Raw genomic sequence first — 24,296 nt, 5'->3', positions numbered from 1 at the left:
GCCCCGCCACAAGGGGCGGAGGGCCGGTGCCGTTTTGCGGCTGGCTAGAGGGTTGCCAGCAGTTTCTGCATCTCCTGGATTTCGGCTTCCTGGGCCGTGACGATGTCCTTGCTGAGCTTGACCGCGTCGGCATTCTTGCCGGCGGTGTTTTCTGTCTTGGCCATCATGATTGCCCCTTCGTGGTGGGCGATCATCTGCTTCAGGAAGAGCCGTGCGGCTTCGGTTCCCTTGGCCGCGTCCAGAGCCTTCATGTCGGCGTCGCTCATCATGCCGTTCATGCTGTGGCCGGCGTGGCCGGCGGGCATCATGGCGGGTTCGTTCCAGCCCGAGAGCCAGCCGGTCATGGTCTGGATCTCGGGGCCTTGGGCGGCTTTGATCGTCGTTGCCAGCGCGGTCACCGGCGCCGGGATGCCGTCCTTTTTGAGCATCATGTCGCTCATTTCCACGGCCTGGGTGTGGTGCGGGATCATCATCTGCGCGAAGGTAACGTCCGCTGCGTTGTGGTCGGCTGCCGCTGCCGTGGAGCTGGTCGCGGTGCTGGTGGCCGTTGCGCTGGAGCTGCCGTGGTCCATGCCCGCGCTCGAAGTGGCGGGGGATCCGGTGCCGGAGCCGCCAGCGCAGCCGGCCAGGGCGATGGCCACGGCAAAAGCCGTGGCGGAAAGGGGCAGAAACTTCTTGTTCATGGAAATCAGGTCCTTCAGACATCAGCTGGCGCCGGGGGCGCCGCAGGGATTGATTGCATCGGTGATGCGTCTGGCAACCACCCGGGAAAGGGTGCGCCAGAGTAACGGGATCTGCGCCGGAGAAGACGGCGCGGGGTCCTGTTTTACGTCCTGCTGATGGAAAGCTCACCCGGTGACGGGCTGCCGGGAAGGAAGGTCCACCGGACGGCATCGCATGCCGTGACGGTGCTGTTGCTGATGCCCAGCACCAGGATTCCCGGCGGCGGTGCGGCCAGGGATGCAGTTTTCGCTGACGGGATGCAGGACCCGGTCATGGCCTGCATGTCACTGCATGCCCCCGAACCTGAACAATGCCCGGCCATGGCCTGCAGCTCGTCGTGCCCGGCGGCACCGGGGTCCGACAACTCAAGGGCATCCGCATGAGTCAGTGCTTGGTCACCCGACGCCCCGGAGTGGTGGATGCTGGCGGCTCCCGTTGCCAAGGCCGGGGAATGCATAAGGTGGGTGCCGGTGAGGACGTGCATGCCGAAGATTCCGGCCATGACGGCCAGCACTGCGGCTACAAGGCCCGCTTGGCGGAGGAACGCGGCCGCGGTGCGCGGGGCTGCGGTCATGGCATTTCCTCCTTCGGTGGGAGCGGGGTGTTATTTCTAGGCTACCGGCCACAGGGCCGTGTCGCCCATTGGCCGGCGGTATCTCAGGGGTCAACGAAGCTCGGACGGGTTGAACTTCACCCGCCGCAGCAGCTGGGCGTTCAGGGCAACGACGATGGTGGAGGCGGACATCAGGACCGCGCCCATGGCCGGGGAGAGCACGACCCCGGCGAAGGCGAGCACGCCGGCAGCAAGCGGGACGGAAATAATGTTGTAGCCGGTGGCCCAGACCAGGTTCTGCCACATCTTCCGGTAGCTGGCCCGGGACAAATCCACCATGGACAGGACGGCCCGGGGGTCGTTGCCGGCCAGGACCACCCCGGCCGATTCCATCGCCACGTCGGTGCCGGCACCGATGGCGATACCGACCTCGGCCCTGGCCAGCGCCGGGGAATCGTTGACCCCGTCTCCGACCATGGCCACCTTCAGCCCGCTTCCCTGGAGCTCGGCGACCTTCTTGTCCTTGTCAGCGGGAAGGACCTCGGCGAAGACCTCGTCGATCTTCAGCTCCGATGCCACGGCCGCGGCGACCTGGCGGGCGTCACCGGTGATCATGGCGACCTTGACGCCCCGGTGCTGCAGCGCGGCGACCGCCTGGCGGGACTCTTCGCGGACGGCGTCCTCCAGGCTGACCGCACCGAGGACCCGGTTGCCATCCACGATGTGCAGCACGGCCGCGCCGCGGTCCATCCACGCCCGGGTGGTCGCGGCCAGGGATTCGGGCTCGGTCAGGCCGAGTTCGCGCAGCAGCGCCGGGCCGCCGATGGAGACTGTCCGGCCATCGACGGTCGCTCGGACGCCCCGGCCGGTCATAGAGGTGAAGCCTGTTGCCCTTGCGACTGTTAAGGCCTGTTGGTGGGCGGCCCGGACGATGGCACGTGCCACGGGGTGTTCGCTGTCGGATTCGACGGCGGCGGCCAGAGCCACCAACTCGTCCCGGGCAACGCCGTCGGCAGCGGTGACGTCTTTGAGTTCGGGTTCGCCCTTGGTCAGGGTTCCGGTCTTGTCGAACAGAACGACGTCGACGGTGCGCATCCGCTCCAGTGCCATCCGGTTCTTGATCAGCACGCCGGCGCGGGCTGCCTGCTCGGTAGAGATGGCGATCACCAGCGGGATGGCCAGGCCCAGGGCGTGCGGGCAGGCGATCACCAGGACGGTGACGGTGCGGGTGACGGCGTCGGGGACGCTGCCCAGCAGCGTCCAGGCGATGAAGGTAATGGCAGCGGCGACGGTGGCGAAGTAGAACAGGAACGCCGCGGCCCGGTCAGCCAAAGCCTGTGCCCGTGAGGAGGACGCCTGGGCTTCGGCGACCAGGCGCTGGATCCCGGCCAGGGCGGTGTCGTCCCCGACGGCGGTGATCCGGACCCGGACCGTGTTGTCGGTGGCAACGGTTCCGGCCACGACAGAGTCTCCGGCGGAGCGGAGGACGGTCTTGGACTCACCGGTGATCATGGATTCGTCGAACTCGGCCTGCCCGTCGGTGACGGTGCCGTCTGCCGGCATCCGGGCCCCGGAACGGACCAGCACGGTGTCCCCGGCCCTGAGTTCGGAGACGCTGACGGTTTCCGTGCCCGTGTCGGTGATGCGCTCGGCCTCATCGGGCAGCAGGGCCGCGAGTGTGTCCAGGGCTCCGCGGGCGGAGCCGAGGGCGCGCATTTCGATCCAGTGGCCCAGCAGCATGATGGCCACCAGCAGGGCCAGTTCCCACCAGAAGTCCAGGTCGAAGCCGCCGATGCCCAGGGTGGTCACCCAGGAGGCGGCGAAGGCGACGCTGATGGCCATGCCGATCAGCAGCATCATGCCCGGCTGCCGGGACTTGAGTTGGTTCAGGCCGCCCTTCAGGAACGGCATCCCGCCATAGAAAAAGATGATGGTCCCGAGCAGCGGCGGGATCCAGGTTGCGCCGGGGAAGTCTGGCGGCATGTAACCGAGCAGGTGGGCGAACATCGGGCTGAAGTACACCACCGGCACCGACAGGACCAGGGTCAGCCAAAACCTGTCCTTGAACATCGCCGTGCTGTGCCCGGCGTGCTGGCCCTGGCTGTGCACAACATGATCGTCGTCCATCCGATGCCCGTCATGGCCGTCATGGCCCCCGCGAGGCTCTGAGGTGTGGGCCGCCGCGCGAGGCTCGGCCTCCCTGACCGGACCGGCATGGTGCCTATGGTGTTGCGTGTGGTCTTCCATGGTTCCTCCTCGAAAGGGGATCCGGGCCCGTGCGCCGATAGGACTTCGGGTGACGCACTGGCGAACCCTTGTTAAGTGGTGATCAGGCTGTACCTGCCGGAGGCAACAGCGTCACGGAGCTCTGCCTCACTGACGGCTCCGGAAACAACCAAGCGTGAGCGGCCGCGAGGAACGAGCCCGACGGATGCCGCATCAACACCGGCCACAGCGGTGACGGCCTTCTCAACTGTTTGTACGCAATGGCCGCAGGTGAGTCCTTCGAGGGCGTATTCGGAATCTCCGGCCACGGGCGCCTCACTGGCGGCTTCGGTGGAGCAGCAGCTGCAGCCGGACGCGGCCGATACTAGCGGCAGTTCCTTGCGGGATTCGGTTCCACACATGTCAGTTCCATTCCTTCAAAACGGGTTCGATTCGATGGCTGCTGGGGTTGAACGGCTGTGACGGCGGGCGGATAGCCCGGCCTGGACATACCACTTCACTAACAACACGGCCAATATACCCCCAGGGGGTATATTGGGCAAGCGAAATTGCAGCTCGTTGGCGCCCTCCTCCTTCGGATGGCGTCCGTTTGGGTTCCGGCCTTTTTTGGGAGGGTGCAGCCGTTTGGCTCAAGTGCCGCCGTTGCGAAGCATCCTGCAGCCACGAAAATGGCGCGTCGGAGCGGTGCCCGTGTTCGGCGAGGGATCCGCTCCCATAGTTGGGCGCCGCTCCCCCATGGAGCGGCGCCCGGTCTTGGAAGCCGGTTGATTGGACCCGGCGCAAAGAGACCGTTCCTAGGAAGCCGCGCCCAGGGTAATGTCCGCGGTCTGTTCCTGGCCGTCGCGCTGGAAGGTGATCTTCACGGTGGCCCCGGCGGCCTGCTCGCGCGCCGCGGCCGTCAACTCGGAGGCGTCGGTCACGGTCCGGCCGGCCAGGCCGGTGACCACGTCGCCGGCTTTCAGCCCGGCCTTGTCCGCGGCGGACCCGGAGGTCACCGAGGCCACCTCGGCGCCGGCCGTGAAGTCCGACGACGACCCTGACGTTTTGTCCTGAACGGACAGTCCCAGCTGGCCATGGGTCGCCTTGCCCGTGGAGATGATTTCCTCCGCCACCCGCTTCGCCTGGTTGATGGGGATGGAGAAGCCGACACCGATATTGCCGCTCTGGGCGGACGAGGACGACGACGACCCCGCGGACGCGATGGCCACGTTGACGCCGATGATCTCGCCCTGCGCGTTCACCAGGGCGCCGCCGGAATTACCCGGGTTGATGGCCGCGTCCGTCTGGATGACGTTGATGCTGATGGAGTCCTGGGCGGAAGCCGAAAGCCCCTGCTGGGAAGAACCGAACGGGTTCTGCGACGAGCTTCCGCCCTGGGACGAGGACCCGTCAGACGAGGTTCCGCCGGAGGCGGCGGAGGACGCCGTCTCGATGGTCCGGTTCACGGCGGAGACGATGCCGTCGGTGACGGTGCCGCTGAGGCCGAGGGGCGCGCCGATGGCGATGGCGGTGTCGCCTACGTTGACGGCGCCGGAGTCACCGAGGGTTGCCGGCGTCAGTCCCTGGGCGTCGATCTTGATGACGGCCAGGTCGGAGAGCGGGTCGGTGCCCACGACCGTGGCCTTGTAGACCTGCCCGTCGTGCGTGCGGACCTCGACGGCGGCATCCGCGGCCGCCCCGTCCAGGGTCACCACGTGCGTGTTGGTGAGGATGTGGCCCTCGGCGTCCAGGATGATGCCCGAGCCCGTGCCTCCGGAACTGCCGGAGCTGACGCTGATGGTCACCACGCTGGGCGAGGCCTTCTGCGCTGCGGCCGTCACGGCGTTCACACTCTCGGTGTTGTTGACGATGACCGGGCTGATGGCTGCCTGCGCCGTGGTGGTGGTCTTCGCCGCCGCACTGTGCAGCAGGGCCGAGGCCCCGCTGGCCACACCTCCGCCCAGCAGTCCCGCCGCCACCAGGCAGGTGACGAAGACCGCCGGGCCAACCCGCTTCCTGTCCCGCGCGCGGCCCGGGCGGCCCGGCGGGACAGGCGGCACAGCGCCGAAAGCCGGAGGGACCGGCCCGGAGCCTTGAGATGCACTCCCCTGCTGGAACGCAGGGTGTGGACCATCGGTGTGAGCAACAGGGGTGGGGCGGGTCTCCGTGTGCATGGTTGGCTCCTCAGGCGGTACCGCTCCGAGGGTTCCGGAGCTTTCCCCCTAATCCTGTCCACCGGGCCTTTGGCGCTTCTGTCCCGTCGCTGTGCTGAAGCTGTGAAGGCGCACGCCGGTGGGACACAACTGTGCGTTCGCGCTGCAAAAAACGCATTGACGCCCGTCTGGGCCGGGTTCATCATATGGGCACGCACCGCACGCGGACATTTCGCGGTACCGCAAAAACTCCTCGCCGCTGCCGGCTACATCTCAGGGGACGCAGATGAACCTTCTCGAAAAGCTTGACCAGGAGGGCATCAGCACCGGCATGCTCCTCGATTCCGCCGTTGCCGCGCTCCTGCGGGCACTTCCGGCGCCCGCTGACCTGGCTGTGCCAAGCACGGTAACGGTGGCCAATCCGCAGGCCATGCCCAACGTGCTGGGGACGACGTTCACGGGCCCCGTGACCGTTTCAGCCGCCGCATCTCCGGACTCGGCACAGACCACAGTAACTCTGGCACTTGATGGGCTTGCACTGAGCCTGCCCTCCACTGTGCGGGCCGCCACCCGAACGGAGATTGCCACAGGCCAGCGCCGGCGGGTCCGCTACACCGCTGCGGGCGGACCGGCCAGCCTGACGGCAACAGGAACCCTCAAGATCCTCCTCTCCCGGGTCCGCCCGCCTGCCATAGACATTTCCCGCCTTTCGCTGTCCCCGCACCCCCAGACGCTGCTGCTTCCCGGCGGCATCGGCCTGCGGCTTCCGGAAACAATAACGGCCGACGGCGGGAAGTTCAGGCTGGTGGGTACGGAGTTCGTCCTGCCAGATTCTGTACCCGCGGTTGGTGGCGTCGCGTGTGAGGCCACCCTGGAATGGGGCAGCGGCCCCCTGAAGGGCGAAGCCAAGATCCAGCCGGTGCCCGTCGGCGACGGAGAGAATCCCCCGGCCATCAGTGGCACTTTGTCGTGGGACCTGCCCAATGCGGAATCCCTTGACCAGCTCGTCCCTACCGGCGCTTCGGTGATTCTCCTACTGCCACAAGGTGATGGCCTGCTGGGCGCAGCCGGACCGACGGTGGATAAGCAGTTGCGGGTCCGCGCCGGCATCACCCGGCCTCCCGGAGATCCTGGTGCGCTGCAGGTCACCGTGACGGTGGAGTCGGATGCGGATGCCGGGCTCTTGAGTGCCTTCGGTACCGCCCCGGGAGATATCGCGGCCGGCATCACCACGGTCCTCGCCCCGGCGATTGCCGCCGACTCGCCGGGCCCCGCCACCGCGGCGCTGTTTGCCACCGCAGCGCTCCTCGGCCAGGAACTGGCGGTCCAGGGCGGCTTCACGCTGCACGGCGTGACCCTCGATGCCTCCGTCCAGCAGTCCGGCAAGGTCATCGCCCTGCTCGACGTCGAGGGCCAGGTAATTGCCGATCTGTGGCGCTGCGGCCCACTGGCAGTGGGCATGCGCCCCGATGCCCGCCCGCTGCGGGTGCGGTGGCGGGATGTCATGGCTGCCGTCGATCCCACCCAGGACCCGGGTGAGATGCTGACGCTGGACTTCTCCCGGTCGCGGGCCGAGGTGGTTGATCCGGGTGAATGGACGGTGGACACCCCGGGCTCGCTCCTGGACATCGTGGGCACGCGCTCCGGGCACGGCTCCACGTGGTTCGAGGTGGACCTGCGCTTCGTCGTCGATCTTGGCCCCGTCAGGATCAGCGGTGCCACGGTCCGCGCCACCTTCGACAACGGTGACATCTCGCTGGGATTGCGCGGCCTGATTGCCGGCGTCGATGTTCCCGGCCTCCTCAGCGGCGAGGGCCAGGTGTCCTTCACGCAGGGCGGATTCTCCGTGGTCCTGGGCGTCGAGGTCCCGCCCGTCGGCGTGGCCGCCCTCGGCTTCCTGCGCTACGCGGACTTTCCCCAGGGGCGCAAGATGGAGATCGGCTTCGCCGTTGACCTTCCCGGCCCCATCCCCCTCGGCCCCACCGGGCTTGGCCTGTACGGAGTGCTCGGAACCTTCGGACACAACGCCCGCATGACCGCACTGGATCCGCCCAACCCATTCCTGTCGCTCCGGAAATGGAAACCCTGGGACGCCTTGGACTTCGGACCGGGCAACGTGACCATCGGCATCGGCGCCAGCATCGGCACCGCACCGGACAACGGCTTCTTCTTCAGCTCCCTGGGTGTCCTCGGCGTCACCGTCCCCGCCTTCGACCTCCGCGTTGGCCTCGACGGCAAGCTGCTGGCCGAGCGCCAAACCCTGACCCGCACAATCCTGAACCAGTTGAAAGCCCGGGCGGAGAATCCGCCGCCCCCAAATTTCGAAATCACAGTCTTCGGCGGGGTCGCCGCCACCACCGAAGCCCTCGACATCGCCGTCGCCGGGGAGTTTTCCATCAGGTATCTGGTCACGGTAAAAGTGCCGCTGGCAGCGCATTTCCCGTTCCGCGGCGCCAACTGGTGGATCCGGACCGGCAGCGACGACGGAATCCTGGCGCCAACCAACCGTCCGCCCGGCCCCATCAAGGCAACGGTTCTGCCGGATACACCGTTCGCATGCCAAGGCTGGGCCTTCCTCATGGTGCACGGGGCCGGAATCAACACGCCCAGCCTGATGGGAGACCCCGCATTCCCGGCCACGACGGGGTTCACCATCGGCATGGGGGCAGGCATCGAGGTGGTCATCGGTGCCAAGGGCATCCTCTGGGCTGAGATCACCTCCCGTTTCGCCGCGCTCATCAGCACCAGGCCAAGACTGGTCCGCCTCGCAGGCAACGTCAGCGGATCGCTGGGGATCGGGCCCTTCCACATCGGAATCTCCGCAGACGTGACCCTCCAGATCTGGACCGACGCTGCAGGCGACAACCAGTACGCCTACAAGCTGCAGGTTTGCGGCGAGGTGGACCTGTTCTTTGACACCCTCCGCAAATGCATCACGTTCAACACCCTGGACGCCGCACCTGCACCACTGGCGCCCGTCCCGGGTCCCGGCGACTGGCCCTGGCCGGACGTGTTCCTCGCCGACGGCCTGGGCCGTTCCCTCCCCGGTGCTACCGACGCGTCAGGCGCAGCAGGCACGGCAGGCACAGACGGCGACGGCGACGCCGGCCCCACCGGCGACGGCACCACTGCCTCCCCGCAGCGCCCGACGACCGGCAACGGACCCACCCCCGACGGCGGCTGGACCAAAGCACCCACCGTCTGGCCCGACGTCGTGCCCATCCTTGCCTTTCCGATCGCACCCGCGGTGGGGACCACCAGCATCACCTCGCCGGCACCATCGGTCAACCTTGGCCTGGTCAGCTCCGGGGGTGCCAGCATCACCTGGACGCTGCAGGACGTGGTGCTCGAGGACATCACGAACCCCTGGGTCATGACCACCGTCCCGCTCTACGACACGTCACGCTGGCAGCCGCCGGCGGGCACCGGAACGTGGCCGGCCGGAACCTCCAACGCACGCGAACTGGTCCTGCTGCGGCGCACGCTCCTGGCCTGGGCGGCGCACATCGCCGGTGACGGGAGCCAACTGAAGCCCATGATGGACCCGGGCGAGCTCATCGGCGGCGCCTGCCTCTGGACCGCCCCGGAAGGGCCCGGCTGGGCAGTCGGCAGGGATGCCACTCCCCTGGACACAGCGGAGTGGCATGTCCCGGCCGAACACTCCGAGTGGGATGCCCGCACCCTGCAGACGTTCGCCAACGGCACCGGCTTCACCGTCAACACCGTGCCCGTGACCGCCATGGGTGAGCCGCGCAGGCTTCCTGCCGCCACCTTTCCAACCGGCCCAGCGGCGCTCTCCTCGGAAGCAGCAGCGGACGGCCGGCGCTTCCGACGCGCCCTGCACCTCACCGGCTCAGTCTTCATCCAGCCCGAGCAGCCCCCGAGGATGCGGACCATCATCACCCTTGATGAGCCGGTGGTGGACGGCAGGTTGCACCTCCTCCTTGCCATGAACGACGGCGAAAGTCCCGACGGCGTCTACACCGGAACCGCGTCGGCCCGCACGCAGGGCGGCAGGACGGTGGCGGTGTCCGTTGTTCCGGGCGACCAGACAGACGACGGCTCCGGCGTCGTCACCATAGCCCTGCCATACTCGCCCGACGACCCGGTCGCCGTGATCGGCGTTGAAATCGACTGGGGGCGGCCCGCCTACATCCTCGGGCTGCTGGCCACCACGGCCAAGGACCGCGCCGCGGCCAAACGCGGCCGGGACGCGCAGAAGGCCTCCAACGACGCCGACGCGGCGGGCTCGGTCAACCCGGCAAAGCTGAGCCGGCTGCTGACCCCGGGGCACCGGTACCGCATCACCGCAACCCTGGGCTGGGAGAGCGCGCTCAACGTCGCAGGCATCACCGCGGCGCCTGCCAGTTCGGGGCCCGGCCCGTTCACCCGGTCCTGGTACTTCGCCACCGCCGGCAAGGACCCGTCCCCGCCCGCCAAACCGGCCACACCGCAGCAGGCCTCGGAGCTCGTGAAAGCCGGCACGGCCTCCGGGTACTCCTCGGCATGGAAGCTGGTGGAGTCCGCTGGCCCGGCCTTCACGGCCACGGGCGGCCAGATCGAAGCCCACCTTGCCACCAGCCTTCTGCTCGATACCTTCAAGCCCGCCTACCTGGCCCGGTACGTCAAAGGCTTCACGCCCGCGGACCACACCGAATTCCTGTTCCCCGCCGACCGCCCCGGCATCGAGTTCCTGGCCATGCACATCGTGGAACTCGCCGGACTCTATGACCGCGACGTCGGCCTCCTGCTGCGCCGCGTCGACAAGCCGGCACCCGATATCTACACCGTTCCATTCCCCCAGCCGGCAAAGTCGAAACCGAAGCTGCCCCTGGCGGTGGCCGTCGAACTGGCAGGCAGGGACTCCGGATGCCCGGTCCCGCCAACGGAGTCAACCCTGACGGTGCAGCAGGACCTGGAAAAGGGCGCCAGCTACGAGCTCTCCTGCGTCCTGCCGGAAGCGGGAAACGCGCACCCGGACAAGTGGACACCCTCCATTGGCGGCATCACCTTTACGACTTCGAACTACACCGGCCCGGCCGGCCTTCTGCACTCCTTCGGGTTCGCTTCCGCTGGATCCGGGACAGCCCACGGCGACCTGCAGGTTGTTCAGATAACGACGGCGGCCGGCCAGGTCCAGGACGACGCCCGGCTCGAGCTGTTGGTTGACGCCCTCGGCCTCCCTCCGCTCCGGCCCGTCCGCTCCAACCGTTCCAGCCTGCTTTGGGCGCCCGCCGATGGCGGATGGGCCCTGGCCGGCCTGCTGCTCGAATCGACAGAACCGCTCATCCGCGATGAATCCCGCCGGATGGGACTGCGGGACGTGAAGCTCGCAGGAACGGAGCTGCCGGTGCGCGTCGTGAACAGGGCAGGCACCACGGCACTTTGGCTTGCCGCCACCCGCATAAATGTCAGTGCGCCTGCGGTCCTGGAAATCCGGGCCACCGACCGCCTCACCGAATTCAGCTGCGGGGTGACGGCGACGGCTCCGCCGCGCTTCACCGGTGCGATCCTGACGGCAGGAGACCAGCCATGAGCATCCTCTTCTGCGAGCGCGCCACCGCCTGCGGCGACATCGCCTGGCTGCGCGGACCGGGATCTGATCCCAACATTCCGGACGGCGTCCACTGGCACGTCACCATGGGACGGGACGGGGGCCTGCCCGCCGGGCCGACGGTGCTCGTGGATTTGAAGCCCAACTCTGACAGCTGCCGCGACGCGAACTTGCTGCAGTACTTCGGAACCGGCGGACTGGGCAGCTGGCAAATCGACGCCGACCAGGGCCAGGAGCTCACGCTGTTCTTCGACAAACCCGCGCCGGGACCGGAGGTGCTGGGCTGGGTCTTCATCCAGGGCGAAGGCGAATTCACAGTATCGGCTGCCGACTCCCTCCTCACCCGGCAGGGCCTGTGGCCGGTCAACGCGGCCAGGTCAAAGCCTGGTCCCCCCGAATCCACCCACTGGCGACTCGCCTCCGCGGACTGCCAGGTGGTGCGAATCACCGGCCACGGGTGGGTCTCAGAGGCATGGGCATATATTGGCAGCAGCAGCGTCGACATCGGCCGGGCCCGTGTGCTCAGCCGGGCATCGCTGGCGAGCGACACAGCACAGCAGATAGCTCCCTACTATCTTCCCCACCCCGGCAGTGACGACTGGAAAGACCGCGTCGGCCGCTCCGCACCAAGCTATCGGCTGCCCTCCGACCAGGAGCGTCCGGGAGATTACGAACCCGACCCCAACCGTGAACTCGCCCGGATCCGCTCGATCGTTGAGCCGCCACCCGACCCGGGCACCGGCACCGCGGTCCAGGGCGTGGAAGCATGGTGCCGGAAGGCATACAGAGCCCTCGGCAGCGGCGTGCGGGGAACCATCGACGGCGAGGCCGCCGGCACCACTGTGTCCCAGCCCGCCGACAACGCGTACCTGCAGGCGTCCGTTGATCCCGGCGTCGCACGCTGGCAGGGACTGTCGGGCACCCTGGACCCTGAACTGGAACCGGAACCGACCGACGCCCCCAACCAGTTAGGGCTCGCCGCCGCCCTCATCCCGGTGTTCCGGCTGTTCGGCCCCGGGCAGGCACCTACACCACAGGACGCTCAGGCCGAAGAGTTCTACGAGGCCGAGATCCCTGGATTTTTTGACCTGAAGCAGGCCACCAGCGATTTCCCGCCGCTCGAAGACGGCAGCCGCTGGGAACTCACCCTGCTGGCCGTTCCCATCCCCTACCTGCGCGAATGGTCCCAGGACGGGCCCGGCACGCCCGAACTTCTGGAGCTTGGTGCCTCATGGAACGCCGTCACCACGGACCAGTGGTCGGCCACGGTAGGGATCGACAGAGTGGTTCCCCGCGGGGAGGTGGCCTTCCTTCAGACGGCGCCAACAGCCAAAACCCTGCACCCAGGTGACCCGGGCGCACCCGCCCCGATGATCGCGGGGTACTCCAAACCGCACGGCCGGCACGTTCTCACGGCGGCAGGGATCTCCGGCGAGTACCCGGCCATCACGGTGGGTGTGAGCCTGCAGGACTGGCTCGGGCGGTGGGGAGACGCGGGCAAAGCGGACCTCCACCGGCCCGCGCGGCCACCCGTTCCCCCGCCGCAGGGCACCACCCTCGTCATACCCGGCGCCGTCCCCGGCGGAGACGGCCCCGCTTCTTCCGCCACGGTCCGTGCCGACATCAGGGTGCCGTGGCCGGCCGGTCCCGGAGCCGTCCCGCTGACCCTGCTAAGCGTCGCCGTTCCCCGGGAACCTTCCCCGCGGTTCTTCAACCTCGACTTCGGCGACGTCCAGGACGGGATCATCACCCACACCGTCGAATTCGCGGCACGGCAAACGGTGCCGGGCGAAGTTGCAACCGATGCCCTGACGCTGCAGTGCATCAACGACGACGGCGGAACCTCCTCCCCGGTCACCCTCACCGCCCGGATCGTTGACCCGCGCCCGGTCCGGGCACCGGTGGCCAGCCCCCGGCTCATTGCCAGCACCCGCCGCGGCAACAGCCCCTCCGTAACGGTGACACTGGCCATCACCGCGGCGCCCAATGCCCGTGCCTACCGCATCCTGATAGCCGGCGAAACAACGCTCAGACGCGCCTTCGGCCTGCCTGCCCCGGACCCTGCGGAACCGCGCGCGGAACGTGCGGCCACCGTCCGGCGCGCCATGGCCGGCCGGGACCGCCGAAGCCTCTACTCGTGGGCCTCAACGAAGGCCTACCCGGTGGTGGACGGCGCTGCCCTGGCAACCATCGAGCTGCCATCCGGAACCGACGGTGTGGTGTTCGCCCGGGCCGTGGCCGTCACCGCCATCCCGGCGAATCCGCCCACGGAGGCGGTGTCCACGCCGTTCGAGCGGACGGAACCGGCCGCCGTCGTGGTGCCCCGCAGCGATTTCCCGCCCGTGCCGGACATACAGACGTCCGTCGCAGAGGACGGCACCGCTGCCGTCACTGTCCGTGTCACCCGTCCGCCCGCAGCGGTGCTGGCCAGCCTGCGCATCAGCGGGGAACCGGAGGCACGTATCGAGGCCCGCCTGGTGGAATACGTGGCGGATGCGGAGCCCGTGTTTTGGCCCCAGATCACCACGCTGAGGCTGGAACCAGTCACGGGTAACCCGGGCATGGATGAAGGCACCGTGTATGAAGGCACCGCAAAGATCCACGGACGGCCCTGGCAACGGACGGCGGTTGCGGCCTGCGTCCGGTATCCGCCGGAACCCACCCTCGCGTCAGGAGACACCGCCATCGGCGGCGAGATCCGTTCCACCGGGCTCCAGTACGAGCGGATCCCGTCGCCGTGGGGCGCGTATTCCACGCCCGCATGGATCGGCTTCCGGGGAAACGTACCCACCCTCGACTTCTTGCACACCCCCGTAGCCGTGTCGATCCAGGCCACGGGCCTGCCCACCCTGCCCCCAAACACTCCAGCGTGGACAATGCAGCTCTGGCGCGGAAAGCAGAGCCTGGCCCCGGACCCCGGTCCCGCCGGAGACCCGGTTCCGGCGTCCCAGGGCCTGAGCGTCATGCCCAGGCCCCAGTACAGGTACGCGGTGCTGCTCATTGATCCGTTCGGCGGGCGGCACGGACCGGTGCCGGTGCCCGTCCTGTGAACGCGGACGCCGGTGGGACACAACTGTGCGTTCGCGCTGTGCCGTTGGAGGAGCCCGGGCATGTCAGCGCACCGGGTTGTCAGTGCACCTTGCTGGCATCGATCGGCAACGCGCCTGCACCAAAGGCCTTCGGCTGAAGCCGCGCCAGGAGCACATAGACGGCCACCGTGGCCAGAGTTGACGGCAGCGTTGCCGTCGTGAAGGCAAACAGGGGTGCCGAGGCAAACGTGACCGGGTCGAGCAGCAGGAGGTAAACCACCACGCCGATTGCCATGCTGACGAAGCCGGCCACGTTCACGCCCTTCCAGTACCAGTACGCCTGCCCCGCGCCGTCGTTATAGAGGCCGTCCAGGTCCAGGCGCTGCTTCCTGATGATGAAGTAGTCGGCGATCTGGAGCCCGCACAGCGGGCCGAAGACGACGGCGGAGAAGGTGAGGAACGTTCCGAAATTGGCGTAAAAGGGCTCCGCCAGGAACAGGATCACCACGGCCACAGTCAGGCTTGCCAGGGTGGTTGACCCCCTCCAGCTGAGGCGGGCGTCGATGGCGGGCTGCTGCTTGAGGGAAAGTGCTGCCGTGTAGGTGCCCACCATCGCAGTGCCCACGTTGGCAATCATGATGAACGCGAACGCCGGCAAGGCCAGCCACACGCCGCCGATTTCCAGCAGCCCGGGCAGCGGGTTTCCGCCGGAATCCGGGAAGACCAGTCCGGTGTAGAGCCCGATCAGGCAGATCACCGCCAGGGCGAGGCCCAGGCCCAGCGTCACCGGCAGGACCGACTTCTTGGTGCTCTTGGAGAACCGCGTCATGCCGCCCACATACGGCCACCAGGACAGGGCCGTGGCGAGCATGAGTTCGATGGCAGTGGTGTAGTCCAGGAGCTTGTTGCCGCTGGCGGCGCTCGGCTTGGCGTCGAGGAGGGCACCCCAGCCCACCTTGGCCACAATCACCACGATGACCATGACCCCGAGCGCGAGGACCGAGCAGGCAACGATGACACCCACCCTGCGGAGGATGCCGGGGCCGCGGCTGATGAGTGCCCACACCACCAGAAGGCAGATGAGGCTGCTCACCGTCTGGGCGATGGGGCCGTTGGATTCACTGACCACGCCGAGGGTGATCAGCAGCGTGGCGGCGGACTTTCCGCTGAAAATCATCAGCGTGGTTCCCCACCCGATGGTAAAGAGAAAGGTCAGGGCCACGGTGAAGAGCGAGCCGCGGGTTCCGAAGACGGGCCGCGTTGAGCGCACTGCCTCCAGTCCGTACCGCGTTGCCATGGGCACCGTGGCCAGGAACACCAGGAACATTCCTGCCAGCATGGCCGCGATCATCACCACCGAGCCCTGCACTGCCGGCAGGTAGAAGGCCACATACCCGCCGATGATGAAGCACCAGGTGGCTACCGCGGCCTGGGCAGAACTGAAGAACAGTGCCCTGGGGCTCCAGTTCCGCTCGTGGCTCAGCAGGGGAAGCGATCCTTCGGTTCCGGAGGTGGAGATTTCGGTGGTGGTTTGGCTCATAGGAACCACCCCAGGATCAAAGCGATAAGGGGAAAGGCGATGGTGACGGCGATCAGGGTCCGCATGTCGGAGAACCTGGCGGGGGGTTCCAGGCTGCCGGTCTGCCATTCGGCCAGCCTGGCGTTGAGTTCTTCTGCGTACTGCTTTTCAAGTGTGCTCACGGTGTACCCAATTTCAAGGAGTTGGAGTAGGGGTGGACCTCGGCGGTGCCGGGAACTGCGGAAGAGTTCAGAGTTCAGATTTCGACGTAACGGAAGGAGTGTGACTCCGCGCCTGCGGGGTTGGGGCCGTAAATAGTGACCATCCGCGCGTAGACGGGCGCCCAGTACCGGCCGGTGCGTCCGGGATTTACCCGTGCCGAGTCGCCCGGCCGCAGGATGACAGTCTGGCCCTCGCACTCGATGTGGAGCTCGCCTTCCAGCACGTAGTTGGTCTCGGTGTGGGGGTGGAAGTCTTCCCAGCCGCAGGCCTCCAGCTCCCACTCCGAGAGGATGACTTCGTCCCAGGGGCCTATGGGATCGGAGTTGATGAACCTGCAGCGCAACCGCGGCCATTCGTCCTTCATGACCTTCATGGACTTCGCCGGCCAGAAATCGATCGCTTGCCCCGTCGTCGACGTCGGGGACTGAGAGGTGGTTGTGGTCATTGTCTTTACCCGTTTCTTAAGTAGGGAAATCTGCTTTGCGGGTTCTGCTTCGGGAATCTGAATCAGATTGCGTCATCGTGATCTGCGTCACGGCACTTTCAATACAGTGACAGGGACGCATGTTCCAGTCAATGGTTCGGAACGAAAGATCTGGAAGCTTTTTTCAAGCACCCGGCAACCGCCGGCGGCAAATGTATTTCATCTTGAACGGTTGACTTATACAGCTGTTCATGTGAAAGTTTTTGAACACGAGATACGTGACTGGCATCACACCGGCAGCCTCGACGCGGAGCCTGCCGGGGCCCTCTGGACACAGAGAATGTCCCGTTCGAAGTCGATCCCCCGGAGCCCCAACCACGGCTCTGGCCTGATCCCAACGCAGTCCCCTTTGCCCCAAAGCGCAACGTCACCTGCACCCCGCAACGTCACCTGCACCAAATGACCAACTCTGGCAAAACCCTTCCCAACACCATTCACAAGGAGAGACCATGGAAACCACCCTCGTAGGAACCCTCAGCAAGGCCGGATCCATCCACAAGGTGGAAGGCGGCTACCTCGGCCTTCCGCCGATGGACGAGCCCGGAACGGTCGCCGCAATCGGCGACTCCCTCCACAACCCCACGGGGTCGGTCATGTGCGCCGGCTTCTTCGAACTGAAGGCTTCCGAACCCCTGGTGTACACGTACACGTACGACGAAATGAAGGTGGTCATCAAGGGCGAGTTCATCCTCACCGACCAGACGACAGGGGAAGTCACGCACGCAAAGGAGCGCGACGTCCTGTTCTTCCCCAAGGGCACCACCGTCAAGTTCGAGACCCCCGAGTACGGCCTGGGGTTCTTCACCGGCGACCGCACCTTCGCCCCGTAAGTACCCAGTAAGCACTCCGTAAGCACTCCCCCGCGCACGCGGCTGGCGCACGTGGCCCAACCCACGTGCCGCCAGCGCACGCAGCGCAACCCACAGGGCCGCAGAGCAGCGGCCCACAAGAGACATTGGAAGAGGAGAGAAGCATGACACTACGAGTAGGAATCATCGGCGCCGGCCCCAGCGGCATGGCACAACTGCGGGCCTTTGAATCAGCACGCCAAAAAGGCGCCGACATCCCCGAGATCAAGTGCTTTGAGAAGCGCGAGGACTGGGGCGGGCAGTGGAACAACAGCTGGCGGATCGGCCTGGACGCCCAGGGCGAGCCGGTCCACTCCAGCATGTACCGGCACCTGTGGTCGAACGGCCCCAAGGAATGCCTCGAGTTCTCGGACTACTCCTTTGACGAGCACTTTGGCCGCCCCATTTCGTCCTTCCCGCCCCGCGAGGTTCTTTTCGACTACATCAAGGGCCGCGTCGAAAAGTCCGACGTCCGCAAGTACGTCCAGTTCAACACCGTTGCGCGCCACACCACCTACAACGAGGCCACGCAGGAATTCACGCTGACGGTTGAGGACCTCAAGACCAACCGCACCGAGACCCACGTGTTCGACAAGCTGGTGGTTTCCACCGGCCACTTCTCCGTCCCGGCAGTCCCGGAGTTCAAGGGCATCAACACCTTCCCGGGCGAGGTCCTGCACGCCCACGACTTCCGCGGAGCCGAACGCTTCTACGGCAAGAACCTGCTCATGATCGGCAGCAGCTACTCCGCTGAGGACATCGGCATGCAGGCCCACAAGATGGGCGCCGCGTCCATCACCATGAGCTACCGCTCGGCCCCCATGGGCTATCACTGGCCGGAGACCACGGTGGAGCGCCCGCTTGTCACCCATTTCCGGGGACCCACCGCCCACTTCAGCGACGGCACCCAAGGTGACTTTGACGCCGTCGTGCTTTGCACCGGCTACCAGCACAAGTACCCGTTCCTGCCCAGTGAGCTCTCGCTGAAGTCGCCGAACGTGCTGTACCCGGGCAACCTCTACAAGGGCGTGGTGTGGCAGCAGAACACCAACCTGTTCTACCTGGGTGCGCAGGACCAGTACTACACGTTCAACATGTTTGACGCGCAGGCCTGGTTTGCCCGCGACGTCATGACCGGGGCGATTGACCTGCCGTCCCTTGCCGAGCGCGAGGCGGACATCCAGCTTTGGCTCGAGCGCCAGGCCGCCCTGCCGGATCACGACGCGGAGGCCGATTTCCAGACGGACTACCTGCGGGAACTCATCGACGCCACGGACTACCCGCCGTTTGACCTGGACGCCGTGTCCCAGCTGTTCAAGGACTGGATGCACCACAAGCACACGGACATCCTGGGATACCGCGACATGCTCCACCGCTCCGTGGTCACCGGCACCATGGCCACCAAGCACCACACCCGCTGGCTCAACGCCATGGACGACTCCATGGAGCGCTACCTCAACGGGCCGTCGCAGGACGTGGACACCGGCGCGACCGTCCCGGACATCGTGGCCGCCAGGTAATCCGGGGCCATGCACGGCTGAGCACGCATACAGGTTGCACTGCCTGGAACCCTGGACCGCAAACACCTTCCAAGGTGTGACGCGGCCAGGGCCAGGCAGTGACCCGTTTAAGCATGAGCGCGCTGCTCAGCGTGACACCCGCCCCTGGCAACGCGGGTCAGCCATTCACGCCGTGTGGGCATATCCTTCGCTGATCCAGGCGAGGAGCTCGGCGTCGATCTCTGCGGGCTCCTTGAGGATGACTTCGTTGTGCCACCGGTTGGCGGACACACGCTCGGCCCGGTGAATCCGGGCCGATTCGAGCTCCCTGCTCAGAACAATGTTGACCAGAATCCCGCCACGGCGCGGATGGATACCGAGAAACGCCCGTCCGTGGGCCACGTGGAACGACGACGCGTTCTCCTGCAGCTCACACCCGTCCAGGTCCGAAATCCTGTCCATGAGCGCGCTGTAAAGGCCGGACGAAATCGGGTCACCATCAATGCGTTCTCTTGCCGTGCGCGCCATCCAGCCAGCATACGGCAGTCAGAGGAGACACTCCCCCGCCCCAATGGTTTACGTGACACCCGTTCCAGTCAATTGTTCAGGACAATGGTGTGTAACATTTGTCCAAGCAATAGTCTTAAGGAAATGCCCCCTGCCGGGGCGGAACCGGGCCGGGACCGGGAGACTGGAGAGTGAGCTATGCGGATATCCTCAGCCGATCGAAAAGAACAGTTGATTGCAGCCACCGTGGAGCTGATGCGGCGTGAAGGTGTCCAGTATGTGACCATGCGGGCCATTGCCAAGGAGGCCAACGCGCCCCTGGCCGCCGCACACTACTGCTTCAGCGACAAGAGCGAGCTGATGGACGCCGCCGCCGAGGCGTGGCTGAAGAACCTGAACCGCTATTCCAGCGACGTGCCGGTCCATCTGGGACTGCGCAAGGCCGTGGAACAGGTAGCGGAAAACTACTGGCGCGCGCTGGAGGAAGAGCCCGGCAGCCTGCTCGCCGAAATCGAACTCATTCTGTGGGCAACGCGCAATGCCGCCTCCAGCCCGCTGGCCGCGAAGATCTATCCCGCCTATGAAGTGGAGCTGGGCAACCTTTTCACTGCCGCGGCCCAGGGCAACGGTGACAAGTGCCTCCTTGATGCCGCGACGCTGGTGCGGACCTTCCTGATGGTCTACGACGGGGCGGCCATTCAGTACATGACCGATCCGAAGGCTGCCGACCACCGCGGCAACTTCTTCCTAGTGCTGGACGCGCTCCTGGTCAAGGCCGGCATTTAGTTCAGGAGGCCTGGACCGCGGCGGGGCTTAAGTGTGCGTTCGCGCTGGGGGTGGGGCTTAAGTGTGCGTTCGCGCTTCGGGTGGGTTAGCCCCAGCCGCTGCCGGCAGCCGAACGGCCGGAGAATCCGCCCACCCCATTGCCCCAGTACAGCCACAGCGCACCGTTCGTGTCCACGGCCAGCACGTCCGTCTTGGCGTCGCCGTTGTAGTCGCCGCGGCCGGTGATGGTGGTCATGGAGTTCCAGCCCGAGCCCACCGGGACCTTGCCGCCGAACCCGCCGCGGCCATTGTTGGGGTAGCGGTACAGGACGCCGGCGGCGTCGCGCGCCAGCAGGTCCGCCTTGCGGTCGCCGGTGATGTCACCGGGGCCGACGACGGCGGTCATGGAGTTCCAGCCCGCGCCCACCTTTGTGCGGGCGAGCCAGCCGCCGCGGCCGTTGCCGGGGTACAGCCAGAGGGCGCCGGTGGTGTCGCGGGCCAGAACGTCCGCTTTGCCGTCGCCGTTGATGTCGCCCGCACCGGTGATGGCGTTGAAACCGTTCCAGCCCGAGCCCACCTTGACGCGGGGCAGCCAGCCGCCGCTGCCGTTGCCCGGGTAGAGCCAGAGGGCGCCGGTGGTGTCGCGGGCCAGGACGTCCGCGCGCCGGTCGCCGTTGAAGTCGCCGGGGGTCACGAGGGAGGTGAAGCCGTTCCAGCCGGAGCCCACCTGCCTGCGGGCGAGCCAGCCGCCGCGGCCGTTGCCCGGGTACAGCCAGAGGAACCCGGAGTTCTCCCGGGCCAGGACGTCGGCCTTGCCGTCACCGGTGAAGTCGCCCGCGGCGAGGACCGTGCTGAAGTGCAGCACCGCGCCGGCGGCGTCCAGCCGGCCGGCGCCGCAGCCCTGCGGGCAGCCGCCGGTCATGGGACGTGCGGTGCGCTTAAGGCGGACTTCGACGGCGGCGGGTGTGGCCGTCGGGCCCATCTGGGCCATGAGCAGCGCGGCCGTGGCGGACACGTGCGGTGCGGCGGCGGACGTGCCTTCGGCGAAGAAGTAGGCTTCCGTGCCGAAGGTCTGGGGGCCGTCGTTCAGGGTGGAGAGGATGCCGTTCTGGACGCCGCTGTCCGGCTCGGCGGCGTTGGTGGGCGTCATGTCGCCGCCGGGGGCGGTGATGTCGACGGCGGATCCGAAGTTGGAGTACGGCGCCAGCGCGCCGGTGCGGCCGCTGGCAGCGACGGCGATGACGTTCTTGCAGTTGGCCGGGCTGGAGGTGGAGGCCTGTGCCATCTCGTTGCCGGCCGCCGCCACCACCACCGAGCCGCGGGCGGTGGCGGTGTCGATGGCGGTCTGGAACGTCTGCGAGCAGGCTTCGGTGCCGCCGAGGCTGAGGTTGATCACGCGGGCCGGGTTCGGGTTGGCCGGAACGCCCTCCACCGCGCCGCCGGAGGCCCAGACGATGGCGTCGGCGATGTCGGACAGCTGGCCGCCGCAGGGACCGAGCACGCGGACGGGCAGGATCTTGGCCTTCGGCGCGATGCCGGCGATGCCTTCGCGGTTGTTGTTGGCGACGGCGGCGATGATGCCGGCCACGTGCGTGCCGTGCCAGGAGGACGACATTTCCGCCGAGCCTTCGGCGCACTGGCCCGGGGTTGACCAGTCGCCCTCGTCCGTGGCGTCGGGGTCGCGGCCGTCGCCGTCGCGGGCGTCCCCGGCGTCGGCGATCATGTCGTAGCCGGGGAGCATGTTCGCGTTCAGGTCCATGTGGCTGGTCTTGCCGGTATCGATGACGGCCACCACCTGGCCGGCGCCCTGGGTGACGTCCCAGGCACGGGTAGCGCGGATGCCGCCGGTTTCGTCGGACAGGTTCCACTGCCAGGGGAAGAACTGGTCGTTCGGTTCCGCGAACTTGGCCTGCAGCTTCACGTCCGGCTCGGCGTAGGCCACGGCGGGATCGGCGCGCAGCGAGGCGAGCATCTTCTCGGCGTCGCCATCGCCCAGTTCCTTGCTGGTGCGCACCACACGGGCGCCGCTGGCGGTGGCGCGGACGTCCTTGGCGGTGGCGCCGAGCTTGGCGGCGGCGCGGCCGAAGGACTGCGCGCGGAACGCGGTGCCGGACCGGGCCGGGTCCTTGAACTTGACGATGAACTGGTCCGTGGGCGGGGTGGACACGGACGGCCGGCGCGGGATGGACGGCAGGTGGGGGTCGCCGTCGGCCGCTGAAGCGGAGGGCACTATGAGGGCCGATGCCACCAAGCCGGCGATGCCGGCGGTCATGATGGCGGCAGAGAAGCGTGTTCGGCGCGTTAGAGACATCGAGACCATCCTGTGCGGCGCCGCTCAGCCGCTGGTGCCGGGACGCAGTTATGAGGCGCGGCCCCCGCCGCGTTCAGGACGAGTCTAGCGGCAGTGACCTCGGGCACGGTATCAGGGGCCGGCCATCCCGAAATAGTTGTGCAGGCGCAGCGTGGCCACCCGGATCTCCCAGGGGCATGGATGTGTGGCCGGTTTAGGGCGGCGTCACCGACGGAAATGGGTCTTCCATGAAGAAACGCTAGCCGCGGGACCTTGGGGATATCTTGACCGCCTATCCCCCACGTGGGAGGTCCGTTCGGCGCCAACGCGGAAGAGAACGTCAGCGCGGAGCGTTGAAGACGTCGGGTCCGAAGCTGTTCACTCCCGCGCCGCGGGCAACACCAAGGCGGGGCACCCGGAAGATGTCCTCGATGCTGGCCAACAGGCTGTAGTGGTTGTAGAAGCGGTTGGAGGTTGTGCCGCCCCTGACAAAAGGCGAGAGCACCAGTGCACCCACCCGTCCGCCTGCAGTCCCGCCGGGCCTGCCGGGAGGGCCGGCCGATCGCCCTTCGGCTTCGTCGAACGTGATGACCAGGACGCCGTCGTGCCGGAACGCAGGCGAACGCAGAATGGCCGGCACCAGCCGCCGGAGCCAGGCGTCCGCGGTGGCCAGGCCGCCGGGTCGCCGGTCCACGCACGGGCTGTCGTGGCCGTCGTTGCACAGGTTGGGCGTGATGTAGGAGAGGCTCGGCGTCGTCGCCGCTGACCGCAGATCGACGGCCAGTGCCCGGAAATCAACCACCCGCCTCCGGCAGTCCGGCGAGGCAGTGATCGCTTCGAAATACACGAAGGGGTTGTGCCGCGTCGCGTACTGGTCACCGCGCCTGGCACCCTGGCTCCCGTCCTTGCCGCCGGGCCGCGGATGCCGGCACGGGATGCGCATGTCCTCCATGTACCCCTTCCAGCCCTTCCTGGCCGCAGTCAGCTGCCCGGCAACCGTGGGAACGGACCGGGGGTAGAGGCAGCCGGCGCCTCTGAAGACGCCGCGGTACGGAGGACCGGCGGGCCTGAACCGCGCATAGGTCCCGCAGCCGGCACGGGTCACGGCGTTCGGTGGCTGCCCGGAAATCTGCGCCAGATAGTTCGGCAACGAATGGTGGGCAGTCGCGTAGTACTGGGACAGCAGGACACCCCGGGCGCGCAGAAACCTGGATAGATAAGGGGCTTTCGACGCCGGACCCCAGACCGTGCCATATCCCCTGTTCTCGAGGTTGATCACAAAGACGTGGCCGGGCCTCGCTGCCCGGGTCACCGCAGTTGCATCCGGCACAGCCGCCGCGGCGGCCGGAGCGGCAATGCTGGCGGGAGGTGGCGCGTTCTGCGGCGGCGGTGGCGGCTGGCTGGTCCCGCTTGACACTGCTACGGCGACGGCAAGTGCGAGCCACTGGGCACCGCGGCGGGTACCTCCGCGCAGCCTTCGCCTGACCTTCCAGCCCATCGTGTCCTTCTCTCACGGACCCGTCCGGCAGTCGTCGGCAAACACCGCATCGGGAATCTTCGGAGTTCAGAGGCCCCGACGGCTGGCACCAGCATAGGCCTCCCTGAACAGTGATTCCCAGCATCGTTTTCAATATCCGGTGAGAAACTGTTGGCAGAAGCCGCGCCGAACCATTGGCGATGATCTTCTGGGCCACGCGTTCGCCACGTTGATCGGGATGGAGCATCCAACTCCGACGGTTCGGTCGACCCCGGGCAGCTTAGCGGCGTCCCGGGAGCGACCATGCCGTCTGCCCGCGTGCGGCGGTTAGTGCCTTGACCTGGACCGGATAATCACGGCGGAGAGACCGCTTGCTGCAACCAATGATCCAAGCATTACTGCCAGTGCTGATGCATATTCAGGGATAGTCATCGCGCCACACCTTCCAGTTGTTTTCCGGCGACACTA

General features: G+C 67.2%; 16 protein-coding genes. 5 read left to right on the top strand and 11 right to left on the bottom strand.

Going from position 1 to position 24,296, the window contains the following annotated elements:
* Positions 1-44 precede the first annotated feature (44 nt).
* The 5 genes from ACFQ50_RS00515 to ACFQ50_RS00495 form a co-directional block, all read right to left on the bottom strand.
* The gene (locus ACFQ50_RS00515) at positions 45-683 is read right to left on the bottom strand and encodes a DUF305 domain-containing protein (protein ID WP_377993549.1); all 639 of its coding nucleotides are present in this window, start codon (positions 681-683) and stop codon (positions 45-47) included.
* Between the two features lie 143 nt (positions 684-826).
* Positions 827-1,297, bottom strand: coding sequence for a hypothetical protein (locus ACFQ50_RS00510; protein ID WP_377993548.1), 471 nt, complete (start codon positions 1,295-1,297; stop codon positions 827-829).
* A gap of 90 nt (positions 1,298-1,387) precedes the next feature.
* Entirely contained in the window at positions 1,388-3,523 is a 2,136-nt protein-coding gene (locus tag ACFQ50_RS00505) for a heavy metal translocating P-type ATPase (RefSeq protein ID WP_377993547.1), read from the bottom strand.
* 71 nt (positions 3,524-3,594) lie between these two features.
* On the bottom strand, positions 3,595-3,903 hold the full coding sequence (locus ACFQ50_RS00500; protein WP_377993546.1) for a heavy-metal-associated domain-containing protein: 309 nt from the start codon (positions 3,901-3,903) through the stop codon (positions 3,595-3,597).
* Positions 3,904-4,296: 393 nt separating this feature from the next.
* A complete protein-coding gene (locus ACFQ50_RS00495) occupies positions 4,297-5,655 on the bottom strand; it encodes a S1C family serine protease (RefSeq protein WP_377993545.1) in 1,359 nt (452 codons plus the stop codon).
* Between the two features lie 265 nt (positions 5,656-5,920).
* On the opposite strand from ACFQ50_RS00495, the gene ACFQ50_RS00490 reads away from it, so the two are divergent.
* Both ACFQ50_RS00490 and ACFQ50_RS00485 read left to right on the top strand, forming a co-directional pair.
* Complete coding sequence (locus ACFQ50_RS00490; protein ID WP_377993544.1) at positions 5,921-11,170, top strand: hypothetical protein; 5,250 nt, start codon at positions 5,921-5,923, stop codon at positions 11,168-11,170.
* Positions 11,167-14,238, top strand: coding sequence for a hypothetical protein (locus ACFQ50_RS00485; protein WP_377993543.1), 3,072 nt, complete (start codon positions 11,167-11,169; stop codon positions 14,236-14,238). Before ACFQ50_RS00490 ends, ACFQ50_RS00485 begins: the two co-directional genes overlap by 4 nt.
* A 79-nt stretch (positions 14,239-14,317) precedes the next feature.
* Here the strand turns inward: ACFQ50_RS00485 and ACFQ50_RS00480 are convergent, their stop codons facing one another.
* The 3 genes from ACFQ50_RS00480 to ACFQ50_RS00470 all read right to left on the bottom strand — a co-directional run bounded on the left by ACFQ50_RS00480 (position 14,318) and on the right by ACFQ50_RS00470 (position 16,403).
* On the bottom strand, positions 14,318-15,757 hold the full coding sequence (locus ACFQ50_RS00480) for a purine-cytosine permease family protein (protein WP_377993542.1): 1,440 nt from the start codon (positions 15,755-15,757) through the stop codon (positions 14,318-14,320).
* Positions 15,754-15,918, bottom strand: coding sequence for a hypothetical protein (locus tag ACFQ50_RS00475; RefSeq protein WP_377993541.1), 165 nt, complete (start codon positions 15,916-15,918; stop codon positions 15,754-15,756). The genes ACFQ50_RS00480 and ACFQ50_RS00475 overlap by 4 nt, the downstream gene beginning before the upstream one ends.
* Before the next feature lie 74 nt (positions 15,919-15,992).
* Positions 15,993-16,403 carry a cupin domain-containing protein gene (locus tag ACFQ50_RS00470; protein WP_377993540.1) on the bottom strand — a complete coding sequence of 137 codons (411 nt, stop codon included), beginning with the start codon at positions 16,401-16,403 and terminating at the stop codon, positions 15,993-15,995.
* Between the two features lie 488 nt (positions 16,404-16,891).
* On the opposite strand from ACFQ50_RS00470, the gene ACFQ50_RS00465 reads away from it, so the two are divergent.
* Together ACFQ50_RS00465 and ACFQ50_RS00460 are read left to right on the top strand one after the other, a co-directional pair.
* Entirely contained in the window at positions 16,892-17,272 is a 381-nt protein-coding gene (locus ACFQ50_RS00465) for a cupin domain-containing protein (RefSeq protein ID WP_377993539.1), read from the top strand.
* Between the two features lie 143 nt (positions 17,273-17,415).
* On the top strand, positions 17,416-18,810 hold the full coding sequence (locus ACFQ50_RS00460; protein WP_377993538.1) for an NAD(P)-binding domain-containing protein: 1,395 nt from the start codon (positions 17,416-17,418) through the stop codon (positions 18,808-18,810).
* A 165-nt stretch (positions 18,811-18,975) separates the two neighbouring features.
* On the opposite strand, the gene ACFQ50_RS00455 is transcribed toward ACFQ50_RS00460, so the two are convergent.
* Positions 18,976-19,317, bottom strand: coding sequence for a DUF5655 domain-containing protein (locus ACFQ50_RS00455; RefSeq protein WP_377993537.1), 342 nt, complete (start codon positions 19,315-19,317; stop codon positions 18,976-18,978).
* A 210-nt stretch (positions 19,318-19,527) separates the two neighbouring features.
* On the opposite strand from ACFQ50_RS00455, the gene ACFQ50_RS00450 reads away from it, so the two are divergent.
* Positions 19,528-20,082 (top strand): TetR/AcrR family transcriptional regulator, encoded by a 555-nt coding sequence (locus ACFQ50_RS00450; RefSeq protein WP_377993536.1) that lies wholly within the window; start codon positions 19,528-19,530, stop codon positions 20,080-20,082.
* A gap of 85 nt (positions 20,083-20,167) precedes the next feature.
* Here the strand turns inward: ACFQ50_RS00450 and ACFQ50_RS00445 are convergent, their stop codons facing one another.
* Both ACFQ50_RS00445 and ACFQ50_RS00440 read right to left on the bottom strand, forming a co-directional pair.
* Complete coding sequence (locus ACFQ50_RS00445; RefSeq protein WP_377993535.1) at positions 20,168-22,372, bottom strand: S8 family serine peptidase; 2,205 nt, start codon at positions 22,370-22,372, stop codon at positions 20,168-20,170.
* Positions 22,373-22,691: 319 nt separating this feature from the next.
* Positions 22,692-23,849, bottom strand: a complete 1,158-nt coding sequence (locus tag ACFQ50_RS00440; protein WP_377993534.1) for an alkaline phosphatase family protein — start codon at positions 23,847-23,849, stop codon at positions 22,692-22,694.
* Between the last annotated feature and the right edge of the window lie 447 nt (positions 23,850-24,296).

This window comes from Arthrobacter sp. NPDC056493, from assembly GCF_042795115.1.
GTDB lineage: Bacteria > Actinomycetota > Actinomycetes > Actinomycetales > Micrococcaceae > Arthrobacter.
The sequence above is the reverse complement of the archived record's forward strand: the minus strand, read 5'-3'. Positions and strand labels throughout refer to the sequence as shown.

What these genes read in the sequence shown, in the direction of transcription:
- ACFQ50_RS00465 (WP_377993539.1), top strand. Translation starts at nt 16,892, where the DNA reads ATGGAAACCACCCTCGTAGGAACCCTCAGCAAGGCCGGATCCATCCAC.
- ACFQ50_RS00490 (WP_377993544.1), top strand. Translation starts at nt 5,921, where the DNA reads ATGAACCTTCTCGAAAAGCTTGACCAGGAGGGCATCAGCACCGGCATG.
- ACFQ50_RS00500 (WP_377993546.1), bottom strand. Translation starts at nt 3,903, where the DNA reads ATGTGTGGAACCGAATCCCGCAAGGAACTGCCGCTAGTATCGGCCGCG.
- ACFQ50_RS00440 (WP_377993534.1), bottom strand. Translation starts at nt 23,849, where the DNA reads ATGGGCTGGAAGGTCAGGCGAAGGCTGCGCGGAGGTACCCGCCGCGGT.
- ACFQ50_RS00460 (WP_377993538.1), top strand. Translation starts at nt 17,416, where the DNA reads ATGACACTACGAGTAGGAATCATCGGCGCCGGCCCCAGCGGCATGGCA.
- ACFQ50_RS00470 (WP_377993540.1), bottom strand. Translation starts at nt 16,403, where the DNA reads ATGACCACAACCACCTCTCAGTCCCCGACGTCGACGACGGGGCAAGCG.
- ACFQ50_RS00510 (WP_377993548.1), bottom strand. Translation starts at nt 1,297, where the DNA reads ATGACCGCAGCCCCGCGCACCGCGGCCGCGTTCCTCCGCCAAGCGGGC.
- ACFQ50_RS00495 (WP_377993545.1), bottom strand. Translation starts at nt 5,655, where the DNA reads ATGCACACGGAGACCCGCCCCACCCCTGTTGCTCACACCGATGGTCCA.
- ACFQ50_RS00445 (WP_377993535.1), bottom strand. Translation starts at nt 22,372, where the DNA reads ATGTCTCTAACGCGCCGAACACGCTTCTCTGCCGCCATCATGACCGCC.
- ACFQ50_RS00455 (WP_377993537.1), bottom strand. Translation starts at nt 19,317, where the DNA reads ATGGCGCGCACGGCAAGAGAACGCATTGATGGTGACCCGATTTCGTCC.
- ACFQ50_RS00505 (WP_377993547.1), bottom strand. Translation starts at nt 3,523, where the DNA reads ATGGAAGACCACACGCAACACCATAGGCACCATGCCGGTCCGGTCAGG.
- ACFQ50_RS00515 (WP_377993549.1), bottom strand. Translation starts at nt 683, where the DNA reads ATGAACAAGAAGTTTCTGCCCCTTTCCGCCACGGCTTTTGCCGTGGCC.
- ACFQ50_RS00480 (WP_377993542.1), bottom strand. Translation starts at nt 15,757, where the DNA reads ATGAGCCAAACCACCACCGAAATCTCCACCTCCGGAACCGAAGGATCG.
- ACFQ50_RS00485 (WP_377993543.1), top strand. Translation starts at nt 11,167, where the DNA reads ATGAGCATCCTCTTCTGCGAGCGCGCCACCGCCTGCGGCGACATCGCC.